Origin of the sequence: Chitinibacter sp. ZOR0017 (assembly GCF_000799095.1) — a bacterium.
Taxonomy (GTDB): Bacteria; Pseudomonadota; Gammaproteobacteria; order Burkholderiales; family Chitinibacteraceae; genus Chitinibacter; species Chitinibacter tainanensis.
In genome coordinates, this window is sequence record NZ_JTLG01000029.1 from 67,947 (window position 1) to 80,552 (window position 12,606).

Genomic DNA, 12,606 nt, shown 5'->3' on the forward strand with positions numbered 1-12,606 from the left:
TTGCAGCGTATAATTGCCGCAAACCATTTTACGCGCCGCCATGAATACCAAAGCCCTTTACCGCCGCTTACTCACGCATTTTCGCCCGTATCTGGGCGTGATCATTGCCACCATCATCTGCATGGCGCTGGCTTCTGCCTCGGAAGCCCTGTTGACGCTGCTGCTCAAACCCCTGATCGATCAGAATCTGGCCGGTGCCAGTGCGCTCGCCAAGCACGCGGCCTGGATTGTCCCTGCGCAATTATTCGGCCTGGCCATCATGCGCTTTGTGGGTAATTTCGGGAATGATTATGGCAATGCCTGGCTGGCGCAGCGGGTAATGCGCGATTTTCGCGAGCGGATTTACGCCAAGCTGATGCGCTTGCCAACGCGCTATTTCGATCAAACATCCACCGGCGTTTTGCTCTCGCGGGTGACCTACGATGTAACCCAAGTGATGGACGCGGGTACATCCACCTTGACCGGCTTGGTGCGCGATGGGGTCGCGGTGATTGGGTTTCTGGCGGTGATGTTTTATTCCAGCTGGCAGCTCACCTTGTTCTGCCTGTTTTTGCTGCCGCTGGTGGCGCTGAGTATCCGTCTGGTGGCGAAGCGCCAGCGGCGGTTGGCGCGCGAAACCCAAGATAAAATGGGGGAAATGAATTCGCGGCTGGATGAATCCTTGTCGGGGCAGCGCATTGTGAAAGTGTTTGGCGGGCAGGACGTTGAAGTGCGCCGGTTTGCCGAAGTGAATAACCGCGTGATGCGCCTGGGGATCAAGCAGGGCATGATGGTGGCGGTGAATTCGGGCGTGATTGTGCTGCTGATTGGCCTCACGATTTCAGTGGTGTTGTACTTTGCTAGCCTTCAGGCCCAAGCCGGGCAGCTCAGTGCCGGTTCGTTTATGTCGTTTATTGCCGCAATGGTGGCGATTCAAGGGCCAGTGCGCAATCTCACCAAAATTAATGAGCGTCTGCATCGTGGTCTGGCCGCGGCGGAGTCGATTTTTGCGCTGCTGGATGAAGTTGAAGAACCCGACCAAGGCCGCCATCAGGTGGCCCGCGTGCGCGGTGAGCTGGAATTACGCCAGCTGCGCTTCTGGTATCAGCCCGAGCACAAACCGGCACTGGACGGCATCGATTTGCAGGTGCAGCCCGGTCAAACCGTGGCCTTGGTGGGGCAATCTGGCAGTGGTAAGACCACGCTGGCCAATCTGTTACCGCGCTTTTATGAGGCGAGCAGCGGTGAAATCCGGCTGGATGGTGTGCCGCTTGCGGATTATCAATTGGCCAATTTGCGTCAGCAGATCGCCTTGGTAAGCCAGGATATGGTGCTGTTTAATGACACCGTGACCGCCAATATTACTTATGGTGCCGGTGTCGTGGATATGGCCCGGGTGCGCGCAGCGGCTGAGGCCGCGCACGCGCTGGAATTCATCGAAAAAATGCCGCATGGCTTTGATGAAATGCTGGGTGAAAATGGCGGTCGCCTGTCGGGTGGGCAGCGCCAGCGCATGGCCATCGCCCGCGCGATTTACAAAGACGCGCCACTGCTGATTCTGGATGAAGCCACCAGTGCGCTGGATACCGAATCCGAGCGCAAAGTGCAGGCCGCGCTCGAAAACCTGATGCAGGGCCGCACGACGCTGGTCATTGCCCACCGCCTTTCCACCATTGAAAAAGCCGATCTGATTGTTGTGATGCAAAACGGTCGCATTGTCGAGCGCGGCAGCCACGCCGAGCTGATCGCTCAGAGTGGCGTGTATGCGCAGATGCATGCGGTGCAGTTTGGTGCGGAAGTGGCTTAGGGGTATACGCTAGAAGCTATTCATCTGTCTTGCTTTGGCGTTGATACCTGATCTAGGTATTGCAGTTTGATAAAGCGATAAAACGTCGTCTCGGCATTCATTAGCGCAATCAGAAAACCGGCGCGGCCATCGAGAAAACCGCGCTTCATGATGTAGGTACGAAGAAAGGCCCACAGGCCGCGCAGAATGGCGACCGGCAGGCTGGCCCGCTGGCCGCGCTGAAAGCGCTGCTGGGCGCCAGCGCTGGAGTAGGCATTGATCTTTTGCAGCACGGTTTCGTAGTCGTCATAGGAATAGTGCAGCAACTCACCGTTCAGCCGCCCTGCCTGACCGTTAAAGACCAGCTTTTCATGAACTAAATCGTCGGAGTAGTGCGCGGTATCGCGGCGAAATAGTCGTGCCACCCAATCCTTGTTCCAGCCGCTGTGGCGCACCCATTGTCCGCAAAAACTAGAACGGCGCAGTAGCTGCCAGACAGCGACTTCTTGCTGCTGCATGGCCTGTTGTATCGATTGTGCCAGCTCTGCGCTGACAATTTCATCGGCATCCAGTGCCAAAATCCAGTCGGTTTGCAGTGCCGCCAGAGCGCGGTTTTTCTGCGGGCCAAAGCCGGGCCAATCCGGGGTTTGGATAATGTGCGCATCAAAGCGTGCCGCTATGGCTAGGGTGTTGTCGCTACTGCCGGAATCGACCACCACAATCTGGTCGGCCCAAGCCACTGCGGCTAAACAATCGGCCAAGTGGGCGGCGGCATTTTTGGTGATCAGGGCAATCCCTAGCGTGGGCATCGAATTCTCTGCGGGGGTAATGAGGCTGTTATAATCAGCGTTTGAGCGTTTTCATGCAAGGGATGCAAAGCTGAAATGAAAGTGAGCGGATTTACCTTTCTGCGTAATGGCTCCATGCTGGGTTATCCCTATGTCGAAAGCCTGCGCAGCCTGCTGTTGGTGTGTGACGAAGTGGTCGTGGCCGTTGGGCAGAGCGAAGATGATACGCTGGAGCAAGTACGCGCCATCAATGACCCTCGCATCCGGATTATCGAAACCGTCTGGAATGAAGGCATGGCCCAGCGGGGCTATGTGTATGCCCAGCAGAAAATGATCGCTCAGTTTAACTGCACCGGCGACTGGGCTTTTTATCTCGAAGGTGATGAAGTCATTCATGAAGACGATGCCCCCAAGATTCGTGCTGTGCTGGAGCAGCATCTGCACAATCAACAAGTGGAAGCGATCGCCTTTGATTACCACCATTTTTATGGTTGCCCGGACCTCGTGGCCAAAAGCCCGGCCTGGTACCGCCAAGCCCCACGGATCATTCGCAACACGATTCGTAGCTGGGCACCCGATGGCTTATTCTGGGTGGTAATGGATAAAAACAAAAAAGGCCGCTATCCACGTGCGGCCTTGGCCGGCTGCCCGATTTACCATTACGGGCATGTGCGCTCCGCTGAGAAAATGCAGGAAAAAAATCGCCAGGTGGCCAAATACTGGAGCCATGCGCCGAAAGCCCATGATTACTCGCAAATTGATGCCAGTATCCTGCAGCCCTTTGCCGGCACTCATCCGCAATCTGTGCAGCAATGGCTACGCGAGTACGCCGAGCCTACTTTCACGCCAGATCCTAGTTATCGTTTATCCAAGCGCGAGCGCCGCCATCACTGGATGATGAGATTGGAAAAGCTGCTAAAAAAAGATCTAACTAAAAAGCATTTTACGCTTGCTTAACTCAGCAGTGTTCATATTCAAATGCCCATAATCTTATCAAGATTCTTTAATCTGGCAATTGGTGCCGTACTATTTCTTTTTCCGCTACTTATTCTAACGGTCAAGGGGTCCTACAACTTTATTGCAGCACTTATGCTGCTGCTGAGTTTGATTTTTTGCGGAGTCAATCGGCGGTCAATTCGATTTGATCGTGAGGATTATATTTTCTTCGGCACCCTGCTGGCTTATCCGATCGTGCTGCTGCTAGCTGTATTGGTGCAAGGCGGGAAGTGGACGGCACTTGATTATCCTTGGCGGGTATTGGCTGTCATACCCATTGCTTTAATGGTTAAGTCGCTATCAACTCAAGCGCGACTGGCTACTAGTTGGACTTGGGGTTGGTTGGCAGGTGCATTACTGTCTGGCGGCATGGCTTTATTTCTAGTGCATTGGCAAGGCTGGTTAAGAGTTGGTGCTCACATCACTAATCAAATTCCATATGGACAAATTGCCGCGATTCTAGCTTTAGGCGCATTTGTGTCAATAGTGTTTTCAACGCGGCGATTATGGTGGTTAGTTTGCTGCTTAGCTGGTTGCGGAGGGGCCTATGCCATGGCTGTTTCTGGTACTCGAGGCGCATGGTTAGCTTTTCTAGTGGCAGTTATTCTTTTTCTTTTACAATTATTAATTGCGAATCGCCGTCATTTAGTTATTGCGTGTGTTCTCACTTTGGCTTGCGGGTATGCTTTAAATTTTTCCACCTTTGTTCAGTCACGACTTGAAGCAATACACGCTGATGTCAATGCGTACAACCATGGCAATGCTGACACCTCAACGGGCGTTCGGCTAGAGCTCTGGCGTTTGAGTGCCGAGATAGCTAAAGAGCACCCCCTTTTTGGGGCAGGGCCAGGTCATTTCAAAGAGGCGTTAGCCCCCAAACTCGGCGAAAAACCCTTTCTCGCCAATTTTGCCCATGCGCATAGCCAATACTTTGATACCTTGGCCAACGCTGGTTTTATCGGCTTGGCCGGGCTGCTTGTTTCGTTCCTGGCGCCTCTGGCTTTATTCTGGGGTCGGCTGCACTCTAATCAGCGCTTGGAGCGCGTGTTTGCCTTGCAAGGCTGTGGTTTGATTATCGTTTCTATGGTGGCCTGCCTCACCCAGCCACTGTATGCACACAATATCAGTGTCATTTTCTATTTCATTTGTTTGAGTGTCTGCTGGGGCTTTTCCTCGGCAAATGCAGTCCCTGCCCATCGATTAGAGGGTGGCATGGAATGACTTATTTGCGAGTTGCGCTAGTGATCGATCAGCGAGTACCCGTGCTGAAATATGGCGGTACTGAGCGGATGGTCACCTGGATTGCGCAACAGCTGCTGGTGGCCGGACATCAACTCATTCTCGTGGCACCGCAAGGTTCTGGTCTCGCTGGCGCTCTGCATTGGCAGGCAAATACCGAGGCTGAGGCGCGGCAAATCCTGCAAGCGCGGCAGCGTGAATTCGATATCGTGCATCTACATGGCTGGCATGCTGCTGGCCTGGGTTTGCCGGCGCTATCCACGCTACATGGTAATCTGCAAGCAGGTGAGGCATTTCCGATCCCCAATTGGGTTTGCATCAGTGCCGATCATGCAAGGCGTCATGGCCGTTCCACTTATGTGCACAATGGCCTGCCGATTGATGAGTATCCATTCGCGAGCGCACCTTCTCGCCAGGCTTTGTTCTTTTCCAAGGTCAAGCGCAAAAGCAAAGGTGCCGCAAGAGCCTTGGCATTAGCACGAAAGTACAACTGGCAGCTTGATGTCGCAGGCGGATCTCGCTTTGATCTGATTAAAGCAGGTGGCTTGTTTGATAGCTTTTCCCGCCAGATCCACTTTCACGGTGAGGTGGGGGGGCTCCAAAAGCTGGCGCTCTTGCAGCAAGCCCAATTTATGCTGTTTCCGATTGAGTGGGAGGAGCCGTTTGGGTTGGCGGTAGTTGAATCCATGCTGTGCGGCACCCCGGTCCTGGCCACACCACGTGGCTCGATGCCCGAATTGGTACGGCCAAGCGTTACGGGTCAGCTGTGCCAGTCCGATGCGGATTTTGCGCTGGCTGCCGAATCGGTTCAAAATATAGATCGTTTGCAATGCCGTGAATATGCTGCCGAGCATTTCTCTATCGCGCGTTGCGTAGAGCGTTACCTTGCGCTGTATCAGCGTGTGCTGCAAGGTGAAGTACTACCTTAATCCGCTTATCTCCGCTTTGCCAAAGGCCATGTATGTCTACCAATAGTGTCGGGATCGTTACTCCGCACAAATTTGAATTTACAGACCCCATCACCCTCTCCTCTGGCGCGGTGCTGCCGCGCTACGAGCTAATGGTCGAAACCTATGGCAGCTTGAATGCCGATAAGTCCAACGCCATTCTGATTTGCCATGCGCTGTCTGGCCATCATCATGTGGCGGGTAAGCATGCCGAGACCGATAAGGCGGCGGGTTGGTGGGACAATATGGTGGGGCCGGGCAAGCCGATTGATACCAATCGTTTTTTCGTGATTGGCCTGAATAATCTCGGTGGCTGCCATGGCTCAACCGGGCCATCAAGCATCAACCCTGAAACCGGTCAGCCGTATGGCTCGAGCTTTCCGGTGGTGCTGGTGCGTGATTGGGTTGAAACGCAGGCGCGTCTGGCCGATCGCTTGGGAATTCAGCAGTTTGCGGCCGTGATTGGCGGCAGTTTGGGCGGCATGCAGGCGCTGCGTTGGTCGATTACTTACCCTGAGCGCGTGCGGCATGCCTTGGTGATCGCCTCGGCGCCCAAGCTCACCGCGCAAAATATCGCGTTTAATGATGTCGCCCGCCAGGCGATTATTACCGACCCGGAGTTTCACGGCGGTGATTACTACCAGCATGAAGTGGTGCCGCGGCGTGGCCTGCGCTTGGCGCGGATGCTGGGGCATATCACTTATCTATCGGATGATGGCATGGGCGAGAAATTTGGCCGCATGCTGCGCAGTGGCGAATACAAATACGGCTTTGAGGTCGAATTCGAGATCGAATCGTATCTGCGCTATCAGGGGGATAAATTCTCCACCCGCTTTGATGCCAACACCTATTTGCTGATGACCAAGGCGCTGGATTATTTCGATCCGGCGCGCCATTACGGCGGCTCGCTGGCGCAGGCGATGCGGCAGGCGCAGGCCAAGTTTCTGGTGGTGTCCTTTACCTCGGATTGGCGTTTTGCCCCGTCGCGTTCGCGCGAAATTGTGAAAGCCTTGCTCGATGCCGATCGCAGTGTGTCATATGCCGAAATCGAATCGCAGCACGGGCACGATGCGTTCCTGATGGAAGACGCGCCGTATATGGCCGTGATGCGCGCCTATCTGAATAACGTGGCGAAGGAGATCGCATAATGGCTACCGCGTTGACTCTGCGCCCCGACTTACAACACATTGCCGCGCAAATCCCCGCTGGCGCGCGCGTATTGGATCTGGGCTGCGCCGAAGGCGATTTGCTGGCCTGGCTACAAGCGCATAAAAACGTGCGCGGCATTGGCGTGGATGTGGATGTTAATTCCATCGTCGCCTGCGTGGAAAAAGGTCTGAATGTCATTCAGGCCGACCTCGAAACTGGCTTGCAAAGCTTTGAAGATGGCAGCTTTGATTACGTGGTGCTCTCGCTCACGATTCAGGCCATGCACAATATTGAGCTGATTCTGCAAGAAATGCTGCGGGTGGGCAAAGTCGGGCTGGTTACCTTCCCGAACTTCGGTTTCTGGGAAAACCGCTGGCAGATTCTGCTTGGGCGCATGCCGGTATCGGAAACCATTCCCTACGAGTGGTACAACACGCCGAATATCCATTTCTGCACCGTGCACGATTTTGCCCGCCTGCTCGGTAAGCTAGGCATGCAGGTGGAACAGCAAATCGTGCTGCATCAAGGCGAGCGGGTGGAATTCTGGCCGAATCTGCTCGGTAGCTTGGCGCTGGTGCAATTTAGCCCGGCCCAATAGCCTTGCGTTAAGCACAATACCGGATTGGTGTATGGCCCGCAGAGGCATATGCTGCTTGTTTTTCAGTCGTATACCCAGGGGTAAAGATGGAGCAAGTTCGATTCGGCATCATCGGGGCGGGCCAGATCGCCGCCCGCTTTGTCGCAGGGCTGGCCGAAGTGCCGGCCGCCAAAGCGGTGGCCGTGTGTAATCGTAGCCCGGCCAAAGCTCGGCAATTTGCGGCCGTGCACCACATTGCCCAGGTATTTGATACCCCGGAAGAACTCCTCGCCAGCGACATCGATGCGGTTTACATCGCTACGCCTCACCCCAGCCACGCGGCACTGAGCATCGCCGCGCTGCGAGCGGGCAAGGCGGTGCTGTGTGAAAAGCCGGCGGCCGTCACGCTGGCGGAACTCGATGCCGTCTTGGCCGTCGCCCGCGACACGGCTTGCCTGTATATGGAAGCCATGAAGCCGCCGTTTTTCCCGCTCTACCAAGCCTTGCGTGAGCGCATTGCCGCCGGCGCAATTGGCGAGCTGCGCTTTGTGCGCGCCGGCTTTGCCAATCTGGTGCCCAATGCCTATGTGCCGGCCAGCCATGCCGTGCTCGACCCGGCTCAGGCCGGCGGTGGCCTGCTGGATATCGGCATCTACAGCGCGTTTCTGGCGGTGGATTGGCTGGGGGAAGCTGCGCAAATTCAGACTTTAGGCCGCATGGGCAGTACTGGCGTCGATGGCTTTGCCAGCCTGCAAGTACAACACGCACAGGGCATTAGTCAGCTCTACTGCGGGCTGGATTGCGCCGGCAGTGGCGAAGCGCTACTGGGCGGCACAGCGGGGCATATCGTGCTGCACGAGAAATGGTGGAATCCCACCAGCGCTACGCTGGTCAACGCCTTTGGCGAACGAGAAACCCTCACCCTGCCGGTGCAAGGTAGCGGCCTGAATTACGAAACCGCGCATTTTTGCGCCTTGCTGCAAGCCGGCGAGCGCGAAAGCCCGATCTTGCCGCATGCCAAAACCCGCGCCGCGCTTGCCATGGTGCTGGCCGCGCGCGAAGCGGTGCTGGGGTATACGCCAGAAAGCCATATTTAATCAAGATTAGCGCAGGATACCCATGAAAGACTATTTGCTCGATGAACGCATCATCAAAAAAATCGCCACCGGCCACGGCAGCTGCCTGGCCAGCGACGAAATTACCGTTGAGGGCTATCCCGTTGGCCTGATGTACCGCGAAAAACCGCTCAAAGAAGGCGATAGCGGCTGGCGCTTTTTCTCGGGCACCGAAGATCAGAAATACTTAAACAATCCGAAAAACCACAGCGAATTCGATGTGAATGTCATCGCCAATTACGATGCCAGCATTATCCCGCTACTCGCCTCGCCGGTCGGTAGTGTGTTCGAGCGCTTTGTAAAAAGCGAAAACGATGATGAATTCAAACCGGTGACGGATTGGTCGCCCTTAGATTAATCTACGGTTAGAGCGCTATTTTTCAGTCTTATACAGGAGAGCTTATGCTCCAGATCACCAGCCATTTCGATTCCGGTTCGATTGATGTGATTGATGCTACCGATGCCGCCAATATCCGCCTGAATTTGCGGCCGGATAATGCCGCCGATTTTGCGCAGTGGTTTCACTTTCGCCTCTCCGGCGCGCGCGATGTCGATTGCACCTTAAAGATCGAAAACGCGGGGCAGAGTGCGTACCCGGATGGCTGGGTGGATTATCAGGCGGTGGCCTCGTATGACCGTGAGCACTGGTTTCGCGTGGAAACCGAGTTTGATGGCCAGACGCTGACGATTAAACACACGCCGCACACCGATGTGATGTGGTTTGCCTATTTCGAGCCCTACAGCTGGGAGCGCCATCAAACCTTACTGGGCAATGCCGTGACCGCAGCGCCATGGGTGAAGCTGGAGCAGCTTGGCGTGACGCCGGATGGGCATGATTTTGATTTGCTGCGGGTGGGCATTCAGAAAGGCTATTACGGCATCAATAAGAAAAAAATCTGGGTAACGGCGCGCCAGCATCCGGGCGAGAGCATGGCCGAATGGTTTGTAGAAGGCTTGCTGGAAACGCTGCTTGATCCGCAAAACCCCATCGCGCGGGCCTTGCTGGAAAAGTGCGTGTTTTACGTAGTGCCGAATATGAACCCGGATGGCAGCGTGCGCGGCAATTTGCGCACCAATGCGCTGGGCGCCAATCTGAACCGCGAATGGCAAACGCCAACGCTGGAGCGCAGCCCCGAAGTGTATTGGGTGCGCGAGAAAATGCAGCAAGTGGGCGTGGATGCCTTTTTTGATATTCATGGCGACGAGAGTATTCCGCATAATTTTGTGGCGGGCTGTGAAAGCAACCCCTCGTTCTCCTGCCGGCAGCATGATCTGCAAGAAGCGTTCAAACAGGCGTGGCTGGCCGCCAGCCCGGATTTTCAGGTGGAGCACGGCTACGAAGTCGGCAAATTTGGCCCAGAGACGCTGACTTTAGGCACCAACTGGGTTGGGGATCATTTTGATTGTCTTGCCTACACGGTGGAAATGCCCTTTAAAGACACCGCCAATCGGCCGCTGCCCGAGGTGGGCTGGAATGGCGAGCGCTCAACGCAATTGGGCGCCAGTTTGCTGGCGGCGCTGTACGCCATCTTGCCGCAGCTCTAAGCGCGGCACTGCCAGAGATACCGGCGCTGCGGCGCCGGTTTTGCATTGATCTGGCACAAGCTTGCGCCAAGCCCGGCGGGGCAAGAATTTGCCTTGGCAAGCAGCGGCTTTGGGCGTAAGTTGAAGTTCTGTTCTTGGCTGGAGTCGGGCATGCTCAATCCGTTTGAAACTGCGAGCGTTACCTTTGCCACCCCGCTGGCGATGCTGGTGGCCTGCCATGATCGGGTGCGCCACTATGCGGCGCTGACCCGTACCCTTGTGACTCATCTGGAGCAACACGGCGCCGATGCGGCCGCGATTGCCGGCGCGCAATCCATACTGCGCTATTTTGATGTGGCTGCGCCGCTGCATCATCAGGATGAAGACGAAGACCTGTTTGCCGCCATGCTGCCGCTGGCCGATCCCACCCTGCGCGCGCACATCGAAGCCATTATGGCCGAGCACGACACGCTGGGGGCCTTGTGGCAAGAAGTGCGGCAGGCCTTATTGGCCGTGGTCGCGGGCGATGATAGCCAGCTTACCCATGCGCTGGCCGCGCGCTTTGCCCAGCTGTATCCAGCCCATGCACTGCGCGAGGAAGAAGACATTTACCCTTACGCCAAAGTGCTGCTGGATGAAGCCACCTTGGCTGAGTTAGGCCGGCGGATGGCGGCACGGCGCGGGCAGCGTTAACTGCCGGCGTTTTTCTCCTGCACCACAATCCGATATTCGCGCACATCCAGCGGCTCGGTCTCGCCGCCTTGCCACGGTTTGCGATACACAAAGCGCAGCGTGGCTTCACCGCTGTCTTTGGCCTGAAAGCGCCAGATGGTATCGCCGATCACCGGCCGCGCCTGTGGATCACGCGGGATAAATTTCCAATCTTGTGTCATGGTCAATGGCGCCGCGGCGGGCGGCTCGTAAAACCACAGATAGCCAGTGCTGGGGCTAGACGGCAGTTTCACCGTCAGGGTTTCACGCGGCTGCAGTTTGATCTCTTGCTGGTGTTCCAGCTGGGTGACCAGCTGCTCGGCCATGGCCACTGGACTGGCGCACAGGCCGGCCAGCAGCAGGCCGCCAAGAGGGCGTCGTAAATCCAACATCACCATGCTCCGCTAAAACCGAGGAGCTTTCATGCTACGGGGGCGGCGGGTGATGGCGCTGTTAATAAATCCCCGTGCAGGACGTTAAAAATTACACGGCTATGGGTATGCCTTTGAGGGCATTATTTATCAATACTTGTGTGGCTATACCTTGGGTTAGTATGGGCGAAAAAAGACCGGCGCTCGGCCGGTCTGTCGCGTAGCAGGGCGGAGTTTAGCCCAAACGACGGCGGAATAAATCGAACGCCAGCTGATAGCCCAAGAGTGCCAATTGCGGGTCATAACGATCGCCTTCGTCACGCATAAAAGCGTGCGGGCCATTGAATTCATGCCAAGTGAAGGTTTTGTCGGCGGCCACCAAAGCCTGATACACCTGCGCGCGGCCTGCCGCTGGGATATGCGGGTCTTGCTTGCCCCAGATCATCAGTAATTCGCCGCTGATGTCCGCCAGCCGTTCCATGCTGTGCTGGCCGGGCAGATTGGGGATGACATTGGTGTGCAGGTCGGTGGCGTAGAAACACGCGGTGGCTTTGATGTCCGGCTGCAGTGCGGCGCGGAAAGCCAGATGACCGCCGATGCAAAAACCCATCGCGCCAAAATCGCCGCCATGCCAAGGCTGCTGTTTCACCCAGGCGATCATTGCGGCGTTGTCGGTATCGTAGCCTTCCACCGATTTGGTCATTTTGTCGGCATTGCCTTTATCGCGGCCGGCGTCGTCATACGCCAATACGGTGCCAATGGGGTTGAGCTCATGGAATACTTCCGGCACCAGCACGTTATAGCCGTGGCCGGCGATGATTTTCGCCGCGCGCTCAATCGGGCCGGTTTGCTGGAAAATCTCGGAATAAAACAGAATCGTTGGGTATTGGCCCGCTTCGGCTGGGCGGTGCACATAAGTGCGCATCACGCCGGTCGGGGTGGCCAGATCGGTGATTTCGCTTTTGATCATCATAGGTCTGTATTCCTTTAATAAATCGAATGATGGATTAATTGGTGATGCCAAATCGCTTCACTGGATCGCCCCACATATTGAGATAGAGGGATTTCAAGTTGGTGGGTAATATCTTCCACGCCCATGAAATCTGAGTTATTGGTGTTACTGTAAGAAATAAATTCTCAACGAAAGCGACATCAATTATCTGGCGAGTGAAATCATCGCTTGTGTGTGTATAGGCTTGAGAGAAGAAACGAAAATAATGCTCAACCAATCGAAGATCATTGCTTGAGATGGCTGCATTTACTCTGTCACAGATTTGCTCGAGAAATACAGCTGCAGGGAATCCAAAGTCAAGCTGGCAGTCAAAATGCCTGGCTTGTAAAGACTCAATTTCCTCAGAAAAAGCCAGAGGAAATTGGGTCTTAAACTGTTCAATTAAATCCAGAACTTCAATTGAACTTGGCAT

14 protein-coding genes are annotated in these 12,606 nt (G+C 55.5%); 10 read left to right on the forward strand and 4 right to left on the reverse strand.

Annotated features, from left to right (window positions below):
• The first annotated feature begins 40 nt into the window (after window positions 1–40).
• Window positions 41–1,786, forward strand: a complete 1,746-nt coding sequence (gene msbA / locus L991_RS10360; RefSeq protein WP_047395108.1) for a lipid A export permease/ATP-binding protein MsbA — start codon at window positions 41–43, stop codon at window positions 1,784–1,786.
• Between the two features lie 20 nt (window positions 1,787–1,806).
• Here msbA and L991_RS10365 read toward each other — a convergent pair whose 3' ends face one another.
• Window positions 1,807–2,574, reverse strand: coding sequence for a glycosyltransferase family 2 protein (locus L991_RS10365; RefSeq protein ID WP_047394981.1), 768 nt, complete (start codon window positions 2,572–2,574; stop codon window positions 1,807–1,809).
• A gap of 75 nt (window positions 2,575–2,649) precedes the next feature.
• On the opposite strand from L991_RS10365, the gene L991_RS10370 reads away from it, so the two are divergent.
• The 9 genes from L991_RS10370 (at window position 2,650) to L991_RS10410 (ending at window position 10,793) form a co-directional block, all read left to right on the forward strand.
• Window positions 2,650–3,510, forward strand: coding sequence for a glycosyltransferase (locus L991_RS10370; protein ID WP_047394985.1), 861 nt, complete (start codon window positions 2,650–2,652; stop codon window positions 3,508–3,510).
• Between the two features lie 21 nt (window positions 3,511–3,531).
• The gene (locus tag L991_RS10375) at window positions 3,532–4,770 is read left to right on the forward strand and encodes an O-antigen ligase (protein ID WP_047394988.1); all 1,239 of its coding nucleotides are present in this window, start codon (window positions 3,532–3,534) and stop codon (window positions 4,768–4,770) included.
• Complete coding sequence (locus L991_RS10380) at window positions 4,767–5,717, forward strand: glycosyltransferase (RefSeq protein ID WP_052190810.1); 951 nt, start codon at window positions 4,767–4,769, stop codon at window positions 5,715–5,717. The genes L991_RS10375 and L991_RS10380 overlap by 4 nt, the downstream gene beginning before the upstream one ends.
• 32 nt (window positions 5,718–5,749) lie before the next feature.
• On the forward strand, window positions 5,750–6,883 hold the full coding sequence (locus L991_RS10385) for a homoserine O-acetyltransferase (protein WP_047394992.1): 1,134 nt from the start codon (window positions 5,750–5,752) through the stop codon (window positions 6,881–6,883).
• Complete coding sequence (metW, locus tag L991_RS10390; protein WP_047394995.1) at window positions 6,883–7,482, forward strand: methionine biosynthesis protein MetW; 600 nt, start codon at window positions 6,883–6,885, stop codon at window positions 7,480–7,482. The genes L991_RS10385 and metW overlap by 1 nt, the downstream gene beginning before the upstream one ends.
• Window positions 7,483–7,568: 86 nt before the next feature.
• The gene (locus tag L991_RS10395) at window positions 7,569–8,558 is read left to right on the forward strand and encodes a Gfo/Idh/MocA family protein (RefSeq protein WP_047394998.1); all 990 of its coding nucleotides are present in this window, start codon (window positions 7,569–7,571) and stop codon (window positions 8,556–8,558) included.
• Between the two features lie 22 nt (window positions 8,559–8,580).
• On the forward strand, window positions 8,581–8,934 hold the full coding sequence (locus L991_RS10400) for a DUF2185 domain-containing protein (RefSeq protein ID WP_047395001.1): 354 nt from the start codon (window positions 8,581–8,583) through the stop codon (window positions 8,932–8,934).
• A 44-nt stretch (window positions 8,935–8,978) separates the two neighbouring features.
• A complete protein-coding gene (locus L991_RS10405; protein WP_047395003.1) occupies window positions 8,979–10,121 on the forward strand; it encodes a M14-type cytosolic carboxypeptidase in 1,143 nt (380 codons plus the stop codon).
• A 150-nt stretch (window positions 10,122–10,271) separates the two neighbouring features.
• Complete coding sequence (locus tag L991_RS10410) at window positions 10,272–10,793, forward strand: hemerythrin domain-containing protein (RefSeq protein WP_047395115.1); 522 nt, start codon at window positions 10,272–10,274, stop codon at window positions 10,791–10,793.
• Here the strand turns inward: L991_RS10410 and L991_RS16560 are convergent.
• The 3 genes from L991_RS16560 to L991_RS10425 all read right to left on the reverse strand — a co-directional run bounded on the left by L991_RS16560 (window position 10,790) and on the right by L991_RS10425 (window position 12,606).
• Window positions 10,790–11,203 (reverse strand): protease inhibitor I42 family protein, encoded by a 414-nt coding sequence (locus L991_RS16560; protein ID WP_052190811.1) that lies wholly within the window; start codon window positions 11,201–11,203, stop codon window positions 10,790–10,792. The genes L991_RS10410 and L991_RS16560 overlap by 4 nt on opposite strands.
• Window positions 11,204–11,417: 214 nt before the next feature.
• Window positions 11,418–12,155, reverse strand: coding sequence for a dienelactone hydrolase family protein (locus L991_RS10420; protein ID WP_047395006.1), 738 nt, complete (start codon window positions 12,153–12,155; stop codon window positions 11,418–11,420).
• Between the two features lie 34 nt (window positions 12,156–12,189).
• Window positions 12,190–12,606, reverse strand: coding sequence for a hypothetical protein (locus L991_RS10425; protein WP_047395010.1), 417 nt, complete (start codon window positions 12,604–12,606; stop codon window positions 12,190–12,192).

Bases quoted from the DNA above. Each gene is read 5' to 3' on its own strand.
- L991_RS10370 (WP_047394985.1), top strand. From the start codon at position 2,650: ATGAAAGTGAGCGGATTTACCTTTCTGCGTAATGGCTCCATGCTGGGT.
- L991_RS10425 (WP_047395010.1), bottom strand. From the start codon at position 12,606: ATGCCAAGTTCAATTGAAGTTCTGGATTTAATTGAACAGTTTAAGACC.
- L991_RS10365 (WP_047394981.1), bottom strand. From the start codon at position 2,574: ATGCCCACGCTAGGGATTGCCCTGATCACCAAAAATGCCGCCGCCCAC.
- L991_RS10385 (WP_047394992.1), top strand. From the start codon at position 5,750: ATGTCTACCAATAGTGTCGGGATCGTTACTCCGCACAAATTTGAATTT.
- L991_RS10420 (WP_047395006.1), bottom strand. From the start codon at position 12,155: ATGATGATCAAAAGCGAAATCACCGATCTGGCCACCCCGACCGGCGTG.
- L991_RS10375 (WP_047394988.1), top strand. From the start codon at position 3,532: ATGCCCATAATCTTATCAAGATTCTTTAATCTGGCAATTGGTGCCGTA.
- metW (WP_047394995.1), top strand. From the start codon at position 6,883: ATGGCTACCGCGTTGACTCTGCGCCCCGACTTACAACACATTGCCGCG.
- L991_RS10405 (WP_047395003.1), top strand. From the start codon at position 8,979: ATGCTCCAGATCACCAGCCATTTCGATTCCGGTTCGATTGATGTGATT.
- L991_RS10410 (WP_047395115.1), top strand. From the start codon at position 10,272: ATGCTCAATCCGTTTGAAACTGCGAGCGTTACCTTTGCCACCCCGCTG.
- L991_RS16560 (WP_052190811.1), bottom strand. From the start codon at position 11,203: ATGTTGGATTTACGACGCCCTCTTGGCGGCCTGCTGCTGGCCGGCCTG.
- L991_RS10395 (WP_047394998.1), top strand. From the start codon at position 7,569: ATGGAGCAAGTTCGATTCGGCATCATCGGGGCGGGCCAGATCGCCGCC.
- L991_RS10400 (WP_047395001.1), top strand. From the start codon at position 8,581: ATGAAAGACTATTTGCTCGATGAACGCATCATCAAAAAAATCGCCACC.
- L991_RS10380 (WP_052190810.1), top strand. From the start codon at position 4,767: ATGACTTATTTGCGAGTTGCGCTAGTGATCGATCAGCGAGTACCCGTG.
- msbA (WP_047395108.1), top strand. From the start codon at position 41: ATGAATACCAAAGCCCTTTACCGCCGCTTACTCACGCATTTTCGCCCG.